This window comes from Posidoniimonas corsicana, from assembly GCF_007859765.1.
Classification (GTDB): domain Bacteria; phylum Planctomycetota; class Planctomycetia; order Pirellulales; family Lacipirellulaceae; genus Posidoniimonas; species Posidoniimonas corsicana.
In genome coordinates, this window is the sequence record NZ_SIHJ01000005.1 from 73,310 (window position 1) to 87,360 (window position 14,051).

A 14,051-nucleotide genomic window follows, 5' to 3' on the forward strand; every position below is an offset into this window, starting at 1 on the left:
ATTCCCGCTCGGCCGCGCACCGCGCCGACGGCGAGTGGCACCGAAACACCCAATCAGGACGAATCAACGACGTGGTTAAGCTGACCCTTCGCGAACGAGAAACGGCCCAAGAGGCGGTCCGCCGCTTCCGCAAACTGGTGGAGCGTAGCGGCATCAAGAAAGAGATGCGCGTCCGCGAGTTCTACGAGAAGCCCAGCGAGACCAAGCGTCGCGCCCGCCTGCGTGCGCAGCGTCGTTCGCGTCGCGAGCGGATGCTGACCTCCCGCTAGCCTAAGCGGAACCCGCGCCCGGCGCCCCGGTAGGTAGTGCGCCGCGTCCTGCGCGACACGATACAAGCAAACCGAGCCCCCGTTGACCGTTGGTCGACGGGGGCTCAGTTTGTTAGCGCAGCGTATCCTCTGGGGCTACGTATCCAGCGAGCCCGGCAGCGACTCCACGTACTGGCGGATCTCGTCCCGCACCCGCCGGTAGACCGCCATCTTGGCCTCGTCGTCGGTCAGGTCGGCCGCCAGCCGGGGCGGGTCGTCGAACGGCTGGTGCACCACTCGCGGCGCCCCGGTAAACACGGGGCAGTTCTCGTCCGCGTGCCCGCACACGGTCACGACTACATCGAACTCAACGGGCCCGATGTCCGCCACAGTCTGCGACTGCTGCCCACGGATATCGACCCCGGCTTCCTGCATGGCCCGCACCGCATATGGGTTGAGCCCGTGCTTCTCGATCCCGGCGGAGTAGGCGGTAAGCACGTCGGGCTTAAGGGCGCGGGCCCAGCCCTCGGCCATCTGGCTGCGGCACGAATTGCCGGTGCAGAGGAACAGGATGTTCATGGTCGCGTGGGGCGGGGTTGGGGCGCATAAAAAAGCAGGACCGGCTCATTCGAACCGGCCCTGCTGTGGGTTTCAAGCCTCGATCGGAGGGCTAGAACGCGCCCTCGGCCCGCAGGAACCAGCCGTCGAACGCCAGGATGTTGGCGTCGTCGAAGCTGTTGAGCTGGCCGCCGGTGGTGGCCGCAAAGTTGTACTCGGCGCGGTGCCCCAGGTCGTGCCACGCGGAGAACAGGTAGCCAGCGCTCAGGTTCATGCTCTTGGTCAGCGCGACGGTGCCGCCGGCCTCGATCTCGGTGACCGGGATCACGTGGGTGCAGCTGATGCTGGACGGGGTGAAGACGTTCGACCCGGTGGCGTCGGTGCCGACGGCCGAGTAGTCCAGGTCACCCACCAGCAGCGAGAGGTCGGCCTTCAGGAACACGCTGGTCATGCCCGTCTTGCCAAAGTAGCGGCGCCCCAGGAACCCGCCCCGCAGACCAACGCCGGTGAAGTCCACGCGGCTGTAGGCGCTGCGGCTCGGCACCGCGGTGGTGCTCACGATGTTGTTGGCGTAGTTCAGCTGCGAGCTGATGTCAGCGAACCGCACGGCGCCGGTCCAGGTAATGTCCCAGGCGGGGCACCAGCAACCACAGGGGTCGCAGCAGCCGTCGCCGCAGGGGTCGCAGCAGTCACCGCAGTCGCTGCAGCCCAGGGCGCAGCCGAGCGGGATGGTCTTCATGCAGGCCAGGTCGAAGTTGTTCAGGTCGACCGAGGCGTTTCCGAAGAGGGTGTCGCCATCGCCGGCGGGGACCACCTCGAACGGAGCGGCGATATCGACCGTGCCTGAGCCGGACGGGCCGACCTGCGCCACGCTGTTAAAGTCGCCGTCGCTGCTGAAGTTGGAGTAGGTGAAGCGGAACTCCTGCCCGCACTCCGGAATCCGGCAACCGACGTACAGGCGGTACGACGGGTCGTGGCTGAACTCAAACTGGTGGTACCGGATGAACTCGTTGTTGTTGGCCAGGTCGACGGTGTTGTTCTCGACGTAGGCGATCTGCTGGCTGTGGGTCGCGCGGAGCTGTAGATACTCAACGCCCGCTACGATCTGATGGGTGCACCCGGTGGAGCCCAGCCCGAGGTCGGCTAGGCCCGACTGAAACTGGACGAGCTCAACGTTGCTGCCGCCGCCCAAGAAGGCCGCGTTCTCAACGCTTTGCGAGTCGCCTTCGTAGACTGCCTGCGTGGCGTCCTGCTGAGCGGTCGCGCCGCTGGCCAGAACCCCCAGGGCGACGCCCAGGGTGAGCGCATACCTTGCGCACAGAAGCTTACTCATTTCGATTTCCCCCCTTTTGGATCCCGACCGCCTGGCTTGGCGAACTATCGCCTGCGGGGCCACGCAGACCGGAGAAAGCGCTCGTAGAACGCGTCCCGCCAATCACGAGACGTATCCAAGGATCGGAAACCTCATGGCCGGCACTTTGCTGTTTTTCGGCACAATCCGAACAACCCCGACCGGCGGCACAGCCGGAACAACCCGCACCACTGGGCGCACAAAGAAAGGCGGCGCCGTCCCACCCCTACCCGAGTGGACGGCGCCGCCTAGCGATTTCTCAAGTTCTCACAGCCGCCGGCTATCGCCTTGCTAGGGCCTGCAAACCCGCTGGGGGGCCGAGGGGCGGCGCCGCACGGCTACGCATCTGCCGGGCCGCTGTCTCCGGCAGATTCCAGAAGCAGCGGCTGCGACACAGCGCCGCGTGTTGCAACGCATGCGGGCTACAGCGCATTCACCGCTATCAGTCACTGCCGGCTCGGCCATAGGGGCTTCCCAAAGGCTACGCGGTGCGGAGCGATGCTCCGCGGGTTACCGGCGACGGACGCAACCGCGGACCGCCGCCAGCGACAGCAGCGCGAGCAACCCGGCAGCGGGTTCGGGCACCTCGCCGCTTAGGTCGAACCGGTCGGCCGGGTCCATCTCGGTGTACGGGCGCAACCCGCCGCCGTTCAGGTAGACGGGGTTCTGCTCGTAGTCCGGCAACACGTTCGTCTGGGTGGTGGTCCCACCGTTCGTCGTCTGGAAGGTAGCGCTGATGACCGAATTGTCCGAGTCGTCGTCTCCGTTGACGTCGAAGAACACCATCCGGTAGTCCGGGTACGGGTACAGGTCGGGGAACGCCGGGTCGACGTCGATATCCACCTGGAAGCGGACCGTCTCGTTCGGCTGCAGCCCATCGGTGAAATCAACGATCAGGAGCGAGTCGCCGTTGGCGGCGCTGCTTGTCATCGCGACGCCGGGCGTGGTTGTGCCGAGCTTGGCGTAGGACAGCAGCACGTTGTCCGAGAAGTCGTACTCGGGCTTGGCGATTGTCATCGTGAACTGTGTGAGCGGGGTCGCCGAGGTCGAGGTGTTGGTGATCTCGATGAACGGCATGTTGCGCTTGCGGATTCGGGCGATCGCCGAGTCCCAGCTCTCGTAGTGGGCGACGTCGTCTTCGTCCGGCGTGCCGTACGCGGCGAGCATGGGCTCGCTGTACGAAATGGCGAAGTCGTAAGAACTGGTCGCTTGGGCGTCGCTGCCAGCGGCGCCGAGCACCGCCGCACAGCAGGCGGCGAGCATGATTCGAAGATGATTTGACATGGTGATTAATCCTTAGCGCTCGTAACGCGGCAGGGCGTCAATGAGGGCGCTTGAGTTCTGGGTAGGTGAACCGCCCGCTAGGCGGAGCGAAACGTGATCTCGAGGGTGCGGCCCCACGGGTCGTTGCCCTGGGGAGCCACGCCGCGGGAAGAACCGCGGCAAGAGAATTCGGCGAGCCAATCACATCGCAGAGCTGGACACGCGGCGGGGCAATGGATGCCGGGCGCGCGATTGTTGCTCGTGGGGCAGGCCTGGGCGTCTAGCAGCCGAGCGAGTTCGCAGCAGAGAAACCGCTGCGGGTGGGTTAGCCGATGACAGTTTGCAGCGCCGAGATAACGTACTGAATGGCTTGCAAGTCAGGGCCTGACCTAACAGCAGTCAGGCCAAGAGGGGTCAAAAGACTAACTCACTGAATGCCCGGACGAGACGCGGAGGAGCCCCGCGGCCGCCGAATTGACATTCATGAGTTCACCCCTCAAACAGAACCGAAGAAAACAGAACAGGGCGCCGGACGGCACTCCGCAATGTTCATTCAGACTAAGCAGGCCCGGGGAGGCTGTCAACAATTTTCCCCGATTCTCGCCAATCGCCGCAATCCGGACAAAGTGAAAAAGCAGACGCGGCGGGGTCCCCTCGAGCTCCATGCTCTACCCGCCGCGTCCAAGTCGAGGCGCCCCTCCCCAAGGGCCCCTCAACCGAGCAAAGCTAGCTTGCGGCTACCGGAAGCGGCGGAATCTTCGGCAACCCGGCTCAGCGGGTCTCGCCCGGGTCGCTGCTGGGGGCCCAGTCGAGCCCGAAATCGAAGGAACCGGCGGAATGGGTGAGTGCCCCCACGCTGATCCTGTCCACGCCTGAGGCGGCAATTTGGGCCACCGTGCGGAGGTTCACGCCGCCGGATGCTTCGAGGACCACTTCTTTGGAGGCGGCTTCTCGCATTGCGACGGCCTTGCGGAGCTCGGCGTCGCTCATGTTGTCCAACAGCACGATATCCGGCCCAACCGGCAAGACCTGGGCGAGCTGATCAAGCGAGTCCACTTCCACCTCGATGACGACGCCTGACGGGGCTTGTCGCCTGGCCAGCTGAACCGCGTCCGCCGGGGTCAGGCCCGCCGCAGCCGCGTGGGCCAGATGGTTGTCCTTGATCAGCACCGCGTCAAACAAGCCTGTCCGATGGTTCCGCCCCCCCCCGCGGTTCACGGCGTACTTCTCCAGCCGCCGCCAGCCGGGAGTGGTCTTTCGGGTGTCGTACACCCGGGCGGCGGTGCCGGCTACCTCGCCAACGAAACGACGCGTCAGGCTGGCCACTCCCGACAGCCTGCAGAGGAAATTGAGCATCGTCCGCTCACAGGTCAGCAGCTCGATCGCGGGGCCGCTCATCCGGGCGACCGCTTCTCCCGTGCGCACGGGATCGCCGTCCGTCGAGAGCAGCTCCACCTCCACCCCCGTGCCGGCAACCTCGGCCACCAGTCGCAGAACCGGGAGGCCGGCGACCACTCCCTCTTCTCGGGCGACAAACGCCGCGGCGGCCGGGCTTTCGGGCGAGGAGATACAGCTAGACGTCAGGTCGCGTTGCTGGTTGAGGTCCTCATCCAGCGCCAGCCGGACCAGCGTCCGGGCCGACTGTTCGGTGGCGTCATCCCATTCAATCGTGGCGAATTCAGCTGGCAATGTTCCTCCCTCTGCGGCACGGCGGTAGACGGCATGGTAACCTGAGAAACCCACAAGGAGTCTGATCCCGTCGCTTCCTGTTGGCAATCCACCGCCGTGCCCAAGCCCCTGCTCCGCCGACTCGACCAGCTGGCAATCGGCGTGCTCACGCTGCTCGCCCTGGTGGGGATGCTCGCCTGGCTGACCGTGCAGCACCGTAGCAGCGATGGCCTGGTGGACATCGAGCACGCCACGCCGCTGCGGCGGCAGTTCTTGGTAAACGTCAATCAGGCCGGCTGGCCCGAACTGGCCCAGCTGCCGGGTATCGGCGAGGTGCTGGCCCGCCGGATCGTCGCGTCCCGCGACGCGGATGGTCGGTTTCGCACTGCCCAGGACTTGTTGCGAGTAAACGGAATCGGTCCCCGGAAGCTCGCCCAGATGCGGCGTTACCTGCTGCCTCTTGCCGAAGACGAATGGGTCGCCGGGAAATAGCCCGCGGGCCAGGTCTCGACACACGGGCGTTGATCCACCATCCTGGGGGCGTCGGGCCTGCGCCCGCGTGGCGGACCCCCACCTGAACTACGCTGCGAGTTCCTTCATGCCTCCGACTCCTCCCCCTGGCGGGATGCACGTGGTCGTCGTGCACTTCCCCATCGCGTTGCTGTTCGTCGCCCCGGTGTTCGTGCTGCTAGGCGCAATCACCGGGTTGCGATCGATGATGATCAGCGCCCTAATCCTAATGACTCTGGGCGTCGCGGCCGCCTTTGTGGCGACCAGCACGGGCACGGAGGCGATGGACTACATGGACGACTTCCCCGTCGAGGGCCAAGCATACGACGACGCCTACGAGGTGCTTGACCAGCATGAGCTCCAGGCCACCTACGCCCGCAACCTCTTCACCGGGATGACCGTGCTGTACGCCGGCGTGGTCCTGCTTACCACGTTCGCCAAGCCGATGGCGAAGGCCGCGCCCCGCATCCTGCTCAACCTGGTGTTCCTGGGGCTGTGGGCCTACCCGGTCACCCAACTGGCCAACGCCGCCCACGATGGCGGACGCTTGGTGCACCAGTACGGACTGCAGGCGCCGCTCGCCGAGACCGCCGAGGTTGAAGAGGACGAGGAGGAACCCGAAGAGGACGAAGTCGACGTTACCGATGAAGACGTTGAGGACGCTGCCGAAACACCCGCCGAGGCAGAAGCAGAAGAATCCGAGACTGGACTCGAGGCGGTCCCCGCCGAGTAGCACCAATCCGATGAACCAACTCCGAAGCCTGATTCGCGACACCTGGTGGCTGTGGGCCGCGGCCCTTGCGGCGACCACCCTGCAGATACGCTATGTCAGCTGGTTCTTCCTCGTAAACCTGCCCATCCTGCTGGTGGTGTTCGTCTACTTCGCGTTTATCCGGTACGACAGCGAAGGCCGCGTCCGGACGCAGTAGCGGTCGCACGACCGGACCGCGAATCACCGCCTACTCGTCAGCGACAAACGGCCGCAGGCGGTCGGCAATCTCGTCGGGTATCGGTGTGGCGACGGGCGTCTGCCCCGGCTCGATGCGGCAGCAGACGCTTGTCATCCGTCCGGTGGCGGCCGGCGTGTCGCCACGAGAGATGTCGAACCGGTAGGTCACGCTCTTCGTGCCTAGGCGTTCGATGGACACCGCGACGTCGAGCTCGTCCTCGCAACGCACCGGCGCCTGGTAGTCGCACTGGACGTTGACCCGGGGGAAGCTCAGGGCATCGTCGTCGCCGAGCCGCTGGAAGACGCTTAGGCCCAGGCTTCTCAGCAGGGCGTGCTCGGCCGACTCCATGTACCTGAAGAACGCCGAGAAGTGGGCGATGCCCGCCATGTCGGTGTCGGAGAACTCGACGAACCGCTGCGTGCGAAAGACTTCGGGCATGACGCTAGTTGCCTGCGGTTGCGGCAGGCCGAGGGGCCACACGCCTCGTGATCGGCCGGCAGGTAAAAGCACGAACCGAACCCACCCGGTTGGGCCCCGATCGCGGGATCAGTCGCCCACGTAAGGCATCAGGGCCATGAAGCGTGCCCGCTTGATCGCCCGGGCAACCGCGTTCTGGCTGGCGGCGTGGCAGCCGCTCTTGCGGCGGCTGACAATACGGCCGTGACGGTTGGTCAACTTGGAGAGGAGCTCCAGGTCCTTGTAGTCGACGTACATCGGCTTCGGCTTGACGCCATCGATGAACAAGGGGTCCTTCTTCGGTGTCTTAACCTTGGAACGCCGCTTGTTGTTGGGGCCGCTGCTACGCCGCTTCTTGCCAAACGCCATGGTCGAAAGCTTGCTACGTGGGGGATTGGGGCTCGCTCAGATACACAAGCCCCGCATTATACGCCTTCGAAGGACCTACGCAAGCCCGTAGGCGGCCGGCGCCTGCTGCCTGCACCTGTCGGCCCAAATCCGGCAGACGAGGCTTGCGTTGGTTGCGGCATTCACCAATGCTGGTGCGGAGTGGCCCAGCCGGGGACGCCTGGGCCGCCCTCCTCGGCCCCTCGACGCACCGCCACCCCGCGGAACCGGCAACCATGCCGCAGCGCAGCACCGCCTCGGACGCCAGCCCGACGCCACGCCACCAGCCGGCTACGCCCCCGAACGGTCCGCGGGCCGATCCCCCGGTCCCCCCCCACGGCGAAGGCAATCACTTTGGCGGGCCGCAGGCCTCGGCCGCCGACCTGAGAATCGCCGTCGATATGTCGCCGGCGCCGTGCTGCTGGCTGGGCCGGAATGGGGCGATCCTCCACTGCAACAGCCTGGCTACCGACCTGCTCGGCGCGGTTCCGCCGCCCGGCACGCTGATCCAGTCCTTCGGTGTTCCGTGGGAGCGGATTGGCTCTGATGGCAGCGGGACCGCGGAAGTAGCAGAAATGCCCGCCACACTTCGTGATGCCGCGGGCGTCAAACGTCAGGTTCAGCTAAGCGTCCGTGCGATCGAGAATGGCGACTTCTTGTGCGCCCTGACCGAGCTACCTTCCACCGAAAGCTGTAGCGCCGGCGGCGCCCTCAATGCTGAGGACGAGCGGGATCGACTTCGCACGGTGCTGGAGAACGTCGCTTCCGGAGTGGTGGTGATGGACTTCAACGGCGTCGTTCGCGGCGCCTACTCCGTTCGCTGCGGCGGACAGGAAACGCCGCTAACGCCGGGGGTCAACATCCGCCAAGTCCGCGACCAGTTTCACGTGGAGCTGCCCAGCGGCGAACCGTTGCCGTTCGAACAGTGGCCCTACATGAAGATGATGCGTGGCGAGGAGGTCAATGACGTCCTGCTCTACGTCCAACCTCGCGGCAAGCCACACGGCGGTTGGTTCCGGTACAACGGGCGGAAGGTTCACGACGAGCACGGCGGCGAAGACCTGTTCGTCATGACGGTGCGCGACGAATCCGATCAGCAGAACGCACTCGCCGCCCTCCGTGAGAGCGAGGGACGCTTCCGACAGATCTTCGACAACACGGCGGTCGGACTCACGATGATCGACTCGGCCACCGGGCAGTTCCTCGCCGCGAATGGCCGCGTGGCCGAGATGCTCGGCTACTCGCCAAAGGAGCTGCTCGGGAAGACCTTCGCCGACGTCACGCACCCCGACGACCGCGAGGCCGACGCCGCTAGGTTCAAGGCGGCGATCGCGGATGGCAAACTTCAGTACGGCATGGAGAAGCGCTATCAACGCAAAGACGGCTCGACCATGTGCGCGTTGCTGGAGGTCGTGGTGCGTCGGGAAGACGAGGACCTCCCGCGCCGCTCCTACGGAATCATCCTCGACATCACCGCCCGCAAGCAGGCGGAGGAGCGGCTACGGGAGAGCGAAGAACGCTTCCGTGCGATCTTCGAGAACGCGGCGGTCGGGGTGACAGTTGTCGAAGCGATCAGCCGCCGTTTCATGGAGGTTAACCGGTGCTTTGCAGACATGCTGGGCTACACCCGAGACGAGATGCTCCGCCTGACCGTCGACGACATTACCCACCCCGAGGACATTGAGAAGTACCCCAGGGGCCTGGCGGCGGCCGTTGAGCAGGGCGGCCGCGAATTTGTGGCCGAGAAGCGACACCTCTGCAAGGACGGCTCGGTCAAGTGGGTCAGCGTCGACGTGGCGGTCCAGCGTGACTACCGGGGCCGGCCCACCCACTCGATCGGGATCGTACGGGACATCACCGCGACAAAGACCGCCGACCGCAAACTACGCGAGAGCGAGACGCGGTTCCGCCGGCTGGCCGACTCGATCCCCGAAATCGTCTGGGTGTCCGAAGCCGACGGGCGGCTGCGGTACCGCAACCGCCGCAGCGAGGAGCTCTTCCAAACTTTCCTGCAAGACAGCCAAGATCCTCGGGTCGCAAAGATCATCCACCCGCTTGATGTAGCACGCCGCAACAAGGCCTGGGCGCGGAGCCTGAGAACGGGCGAGGACTACGAGTGCGAGCTGCGGGTGGCTGATCCGGACGGCGCCAACTTCCGTTGGATGCTCTCCCGGGCGGTCGCGGCGCGGGACGACTCGGGGCAGATCGAGGGTTGGTACGGAACGGCGACCGACATCCACGACCTGAAGGTGGCCGAGCAGGCGTTGCAGCAGGAACGCGAACGCTTCATGACCATCGCCCAAGCGTCACCGGGCGTGCTCAACACGCTCCACATCGACCCCGGTGGGCGCCTCTCCTTCCCCTACGCCAGCGCCGGAATCGTCGACCTGACCGGAATCCCCTCCTCCGCGTTGGAAGCGGACGCCTCGCACCTGCTCGACGCCGTCCACCCCGACGATCTCGCCGGGCTGCTCCAGACGGTACAGCAGGCGGCCGCGGGCCGGGACGGCTGGTGCCACCAGTTCCGGATCCGCTGCCCCGATCGCGGTGAGGTCTGGCTCGAGGGTCGCTACGCCCACGGGGCGGTCATGAACGGCGCAGTCACCCAACACGGGGTGCTGACCGACGTAACCGACTCCCGCCGTCTGGCGGATCACATCCGCGACACGCAGAAGATGGAAGCGATCGGCCGGCTGGCCGGCGGAGTCGCCCACGACTTCAACAACCTGCTCGCTGTGATCCTCGGCGAAGCAGAGCTGCAGCTCGAAACGGAGCGGCTCGACGACTCGACCCGCGAAGCCTTGAGCGTGATCGCCGAAGCAGCCGGAAAGGGCGCCACCCTCACACGACAACTCCTGACGTTCAGTCGCCGCCGGGCCGAGACCTCCCTGTCGCTCGACCTTAGTGAGCAGATCCAGGCGCTCTGGAAGCTGGCGGCTCGACTTGTCGGCAAGGGGGTCCAGTGCGACAACGCCCTCTCCGAATCTGCGCTCCCCGTGCGCGCGGCGCCGGGCCAGCTCGAGCAGGCTCTGTTCAACCTGTTGATCAACGCCCGTGACGCCATGAGCGGCGAAGGGACGATTACGATCGGGACGCGGCTCGTTGACCAAGAATGCGTCGCGGGGAGATCGGAGACCGGCCCTTGGGCTGAATTGTTCGTCCGCGACCATGGCCCCGGCATCCCAGAAGAAGTTCGTCAGCGGATGTTCGAACCGTTCTTCACCACCAAGGAGGTCGGCAAGGGGACCGGGCTCGGCCTGGCGGTCGTGCACGGCATCGCCGAGCAGTGTGGCGGCGCCATCCTGGCCGAGTCGCCTCCCGAGGGGGGAGCGACCTTCCGGCTCCTGCTCCCACTCTGCCCGCCAGACGCGGACCCAGCGGACGGGCGAACCGGCGGGTAGTCGGAGTCGCGATTGCCCCTTGAACAAACCTTGGGGCAACCAACGCGTTGCGTCTATGCCCGCTACCGGCGTCCGAACAGCGCGTACCGCTCCGACACCGCGGCGAGTTCCGCGGCGGTCGCAACGCCCATCTTCTCGAACACCGAGTGGCGGCGTCGGTCGAGCGTGCGGGCGCTCATGTTGAGCCTGCTCGCCAGCACCTTGTTGGCGGTCCCCTGCACGACGCCCTGCATCACGGCCAGCTCCTCCTCGCTGAGGCCGGACATCCGCTGCCGCATGTCGTGGGCCTGGTCGCGTCGCAGGCGCCGTTCCGTGCCCTTGTCGACCGCTCTGGCGACGGCCGCCAGCAGTTCGATCGAGCTGATCGGCTTCTCCATGATCGTCGCGACGCCGCCCTCCATCAGCTTGACCGCGGTCGGGACGTCGGCGTAACCGGACAGCACGATCACCGGGAGCGTCGGGTCGATTTGCCGCAGCCGCTCAACCAAATCTGCCCCCTCAATGCCGGGCATCTTGAGGTCGGTCACGACACAGGCGTCGGTCGGGCTGTAGTCCTGGAGGTAGGAGCTCGCGTCGTTGAAGCAACGGCAGCGGTACCCGTTACCGTCGAGGATTGAGCAAGTGACCTTGAGCACGGCCGGGTCGTCATCGATCACGCACACCGTATGGGGCGTTATGGGCAAAACGGCCCTCCAACTGCAGAGCGAAAGGGAAGCCAAATACTCGTGAGCCCCTCGTCTATCCCGCCGCCTACGTCTAATTAAAGCGACCGCATGATCCGGTCGCAACACCGAAGCGTTACTTACTCCAAGCTTAGCTCTTAGCCTCAAACGCGTTGCGTCATGCACACACCGCCCGCTGGTGCAGGAGACACTAACGCGCACACGCCGGATAGGTTGGTCGCCTACGCATGCAACGCTCGCCGCCGCGATTGCAGTATTCGTTGCTCAAGTAACGAAGCGTGCGATCTAACCGCCTGACTGGCCGTCAAACCGGAGAAGTTTACTGCGGGTTCGGAAAAGCACCCCGTCGCGCGTTGGCGTGGGCGTAGCGACAATCTCTCCCCCTAAGTCGCCCTCTGAGATGAGCTCAAAACCATCCTTTACCGACACCACAAACACGGCGCCGTCCTCGCGAGCGCAGTACAGCCGCCCGCCGGCCAGCAGCGGAGAGCTGTAGTACTTTCGGTTGCTGCGCGGCAGGCGCTCGCTCCACAGCACCTCGCCGCTCTTCGCGTCCAGGCAGCTGAGCGTTCCGCGATCTTCCAGGTTGTAGATGCGATTATCGACAATCACCGGCGATGGGACGTCGGCGCCCACACGGGTGGCGTTCCACAGCCAGCGTTCTTCCTGCGTTGCGTCGGCGGGGCCGGTAACCCGAACAGCGGCGAAGTAGTCGCCGCGGCCGTACGGAACGTAGGCCACGCCGTCGGCGACGGTCGCCGACGCGATCACGCGCCACATCCCCTGGTTCTCCGGGTTGAAACCGCCACACTCCCACAACAGCTTGCCGCTCTGGGCGTCGTGACCGGTGAGGTGGTCCGCCCCCCAGGTGACAATGGTCTCTCTACCGTCCTCCGAAATGACCGCCGGAGTGGTGTACGCCTGGTCTGATTCCCGTGGCCGGGCGTAGTGCCGATCGGCCCTCCACACCTCTTGGCCGGATTTCAGGTCGAGTGTCACGAGGTACGCGTTTTTTTCTTGGATTACCGCGACAGCGACGCCAGCACTCGTCAGCACCGGCGAGGTGCCCAGGTCCCACCACAGCGAATCATCGCCGTACTCCTCCTGCAGGTTCTTCCGCCACAGCTCGTCGCCGTCGTGCGTGAGGCAGACGATGTTGCCGCTCTTGAAGTAGGCCACCACGTAGTCGGCGTTGCAGACGGCCGACGGGTTGCTGCCGGTCGCGCTCTTGTGCTTCCCACCCTCGCCGCCGGGCAGCGCGACCCGCCACTGCAGCTCCCCCTCTTGCGAGTAGCAACAAACCAGGTCGCTCCCGTCGTCGGACGCGGTCAGGAAGATCGCGCCGCCCCACTCCACCGGCGTCGACGTCCCCTCGCCCGGCAGCGGTGTCTCCCACGCCTTGGTCGCGTCGGAGATCTCGGCGGGGTACTCGCCCGCCGGCGCGACGGCGTTGCCATGGGGGCCACGCCAGCTCGGCCACTCCATCGACCAACTCGGCGAAGCGCACAGCGCGCAGAGGACAAGAACGGATGCGGATCGCATGGCGGGAGCCCACGGGGTGAGGGGGGAGCGAGCCCTGAGCCTAAGCCCCCGCGGCGCGACAAGCAACAATTTCCCGCCCGCAACGGTGAGCCACTCTACCGTTCTTCGACTCCCCCACGATCGCCGAAGCATCGGCGCTCGGCGCGTGACCGAAGCGGCAGGGCTGCGGTGCAAGAACACCAGCAAACCTCCATTGGATCGCGCCCGGTGGCAGGTTTCTACTGAAAAGTAGCAAGAACGCTTGGGTCCACTGCCAGGCCGCAGCGTCCGGAGGTTCTGTTCGAAACGTTTTGTCCAAAAACACGCGCGGAGCGGACAAAACTCGGGGCACAGCTCCGCCTTAATCGACCATTAAGCCTTCTTAGGACAACGACTTGCAGCGATACCAGCGTATTTGAGCTGCGAGGGTTTTGTCCGTTTTGGCCACCGCGGCGGACAAAACCCCGATCGCCGCCCGCTAACTGGCAGGCCGACACGGCGCCCCCGGCAACCCTGTATTTGACCGCGCCGGGTGGCCGGTCTCTACTGAAAACTGCTGACAATGGCGGGTGGCCAGGGTGCCGCGTCCCGCCGGAGCAGCCGCAAAATAGGTATCGTTTCAGGAGCCAACGCAATTGGCAGATTCAGGAACCACTTACTTCGGGGGTGGCAGCGGCTTCTTCGCGTCTGTTGGGCTACTCCTCGGTTTACTTGATCTTCAGACACCCGCGACGGGCAATCCGCGTGCGTACCGATAGGTGAATGAACTTGCTCTTGATAACGGCGTGGGGTTGCCATCCCGCCCGACGCTCCCGCTCACCGAAATAGGAGGGTGCGAAGAAGGTGTCCGACACCCTTTCAATCCGCGGACGAACTTACTGAACGGGACGGGGAGGGGCAGCCTCCAGGAAGCCTGCAACCTGCTGTCTGACTGCTGGACCCAGAACCCCCATTTCTAGTCGCTTCGTGACGAACGCCTCGCCCGCGATCGTAGCCAACAATTGAGACAGGAGATTCGCTCTGCGGGCATTGGTGGCATGCTCCAGGCGTCTGAT

13 protein-coding genes are annotated in these 14,051 nt (G+C 65.4%); 5 read left to right on the top strand and 8 right to left on the bottom strand.

Annotated elements, in window-relative coordinates; all coding sequences use genetic code 11:
• Nucleotides 1-71: 71 nt before the first annotated feature.
• Nucleotides 72-269, top strand: coding sequence for a 30S ribosomal protein S21 (rpsU, locus tag KOR34_RS23525; RefSeq protein WP_146568859.1), 198 nt, complete (start codon nt 72-74; stop codon nt 267-269).
• A 135-nt stretch (nt 270-404) separates the two neighbouring features.
• On the opposite strand, the gene KOR34_RS23530 is transcribed toward rpsU, so the two are convergent.
• The 4 genes from KOR34_RS23530 to nadC form a co-directional block, all read right to left on the bottom strand.
• A complete protein-coding gene (locus KOR34_RS23530) occupies nt 405-827 on the bottom strand; it encodes an arsenate reductase ArsC (RefSeq protein ID WP_146568586.1) in 423 nt (140 codons plus the stop codon).
• A 91-nt stretch (nt 828-918) separates the two neighbouring features.
• Nucleotides 919-2,139 (bottom strand): Lpg1974 family pore-forming outer membrane protein, encoded by a 1,221-nt coding sequence (locus KOR34_RS23535; RefSeq protein ID WP_146568587.1) that lies wholly within the window; start codon nt 2,137-2,139, stop codon nt 919-921.
• A gap of 528 nt (nt 2,140-2,667) precedes the next feature.
• Entirely contained in the window at nt 2,668-3,441 is a 774-nt protein-coding gene (locus tag KOR34_RS23540; protein WP_146568588.1) for a hypothetical protein, read from the bottom strand.
• A gap of 750 nt (nt 3,442-4,191) precedes the next feature.
• Entirely contained in the window at nt 4,192-5,109 is a 918-nt protein-coding gene (gene nadC, locus KOR34_RS23545) for a carboxylating nicotinate-nucleotide diphosphorylase (RefSeq protein ID WP_146568589.1), read from the bottom strand.
• Between the two features lie 96 nt (nt 5,110-5,205).
• Between nadC and KOR34_RS23550 the strand changes: the two genes are divergently transcribed.
• The 3 genes from KOR34_RS23550 (at nt 5,206) to KOR34_RS23560 (ending at nt 6,527) form a co-directional block, all read left to right on the top strand.
• Complete coding sequence (locus tag KOR34_RS23550) at nt 5,206-5,580, top strand: ComEA family DNA-binding protein (protein ID WP_197531695.1); 375 nt, start codon at nt 5,206-5,208, stop codon at nt 5,578-5,580.
• Nucleotides 5,581-5,686: 106 nt separating this feature from the next.
• Nucleotides 5,687-6,331, top strand: coding sequence for a hypothetical protein (locus tag KOR34_RS23555; RefSeq protein WP_146568590.1), 645 nt, complete (start codon nt 5,687-5,689; stop codon nt 6,329-6,331).
• Between the two features lie 10 nt (nt 6,332-6,341).
• A complete protein-coding gene (locus KOR34_RS23560; protein WP_146568591.1) occupies nt 6,342-6,527 on the top strand; it encodes a hypothetical protein in 186 nt (61 codons plus the stop codon).
• Nucleotides 6,528-6,557: 30 nt separating this feature from the next.
• On the opposite strand, the gene KOR34_RS23565 is transcribed toward KOR34_RS23560, so the two are convergent.
• Together KOR34_RS23565 and rpsR are read right to left on the bottom strand one after the other, a co-directional pair.
• Entirely contained in the window at nt 6,558-6,986 is a 429-nt protein-coding gene (locus KOR34_RS23565; protein WP_146568592.1) for an acyl-CoA thioesterase, read from the bottom strand.
• Nucleotides 6,987-7,094: 108 nt separating this feature from the next.
• Entirely contained in the window at nt 7,095-7,373 is a 279-nt protein-coding gene (gene rpsR, locus KOR34_RS27250; RefSeq protein ID WP_228714753.1) for a 30S ribosomal protein S18, read from the bottom strand.
• A gap of 254 nt (nt 7,374-7,627) precedes the next feature.
• Between rpsR and KOR34_RS23575 the strand changes: the two genes are divergently transcribed.
• Entirely contained in the window at nt 7,628-10,792 is a 3,165-nt protein-coding gene (locus KOR34_RS23575) for a PAS domain S-box protein (RefSeq protein ID WP_146568593.1), read from the top strand.
• Nucleotides 10,793-10,854: 62 nt separating this feature from the next.
• On the opposite strand, the gene KOR34_RS23580 is transcribed toward KOR34_RS23575, so the two are convergent.
• Together KOR34_RS23580 and KOR34_RS23585 are read right to left on the bottom strand one after the other, a co-directional pair.
• Nucleotides 10,855-11,475 carry a response regulator transcription factor gene (locus KOR34_RS23580; protein ID WP_146568594.1) on the bottom strand — a complete coding sequence of 207 codons (621 nt, stop codon included), beginning with the start codon at nt 11,473-11,475 and terminating at the stop codon, nt 10,855-10,857.
• 285 nt (nt 11,476-11,760) lie between these two features.
• Nucleotides 11,761-13,017 (bottom strand): outer membrane protein assembly factor BamB family protein, encoded by a 1,257-nt coding sequence (locus KOR34_RS23585; RefSeq protein WP_197531696.1) that lies wholly within the window; start codon nt 13,015-13,017, stop codon nt 11,761-11,763.
• Nucleotides 13,018-14,051 lie beyond the last annotated feature (1,034 nt).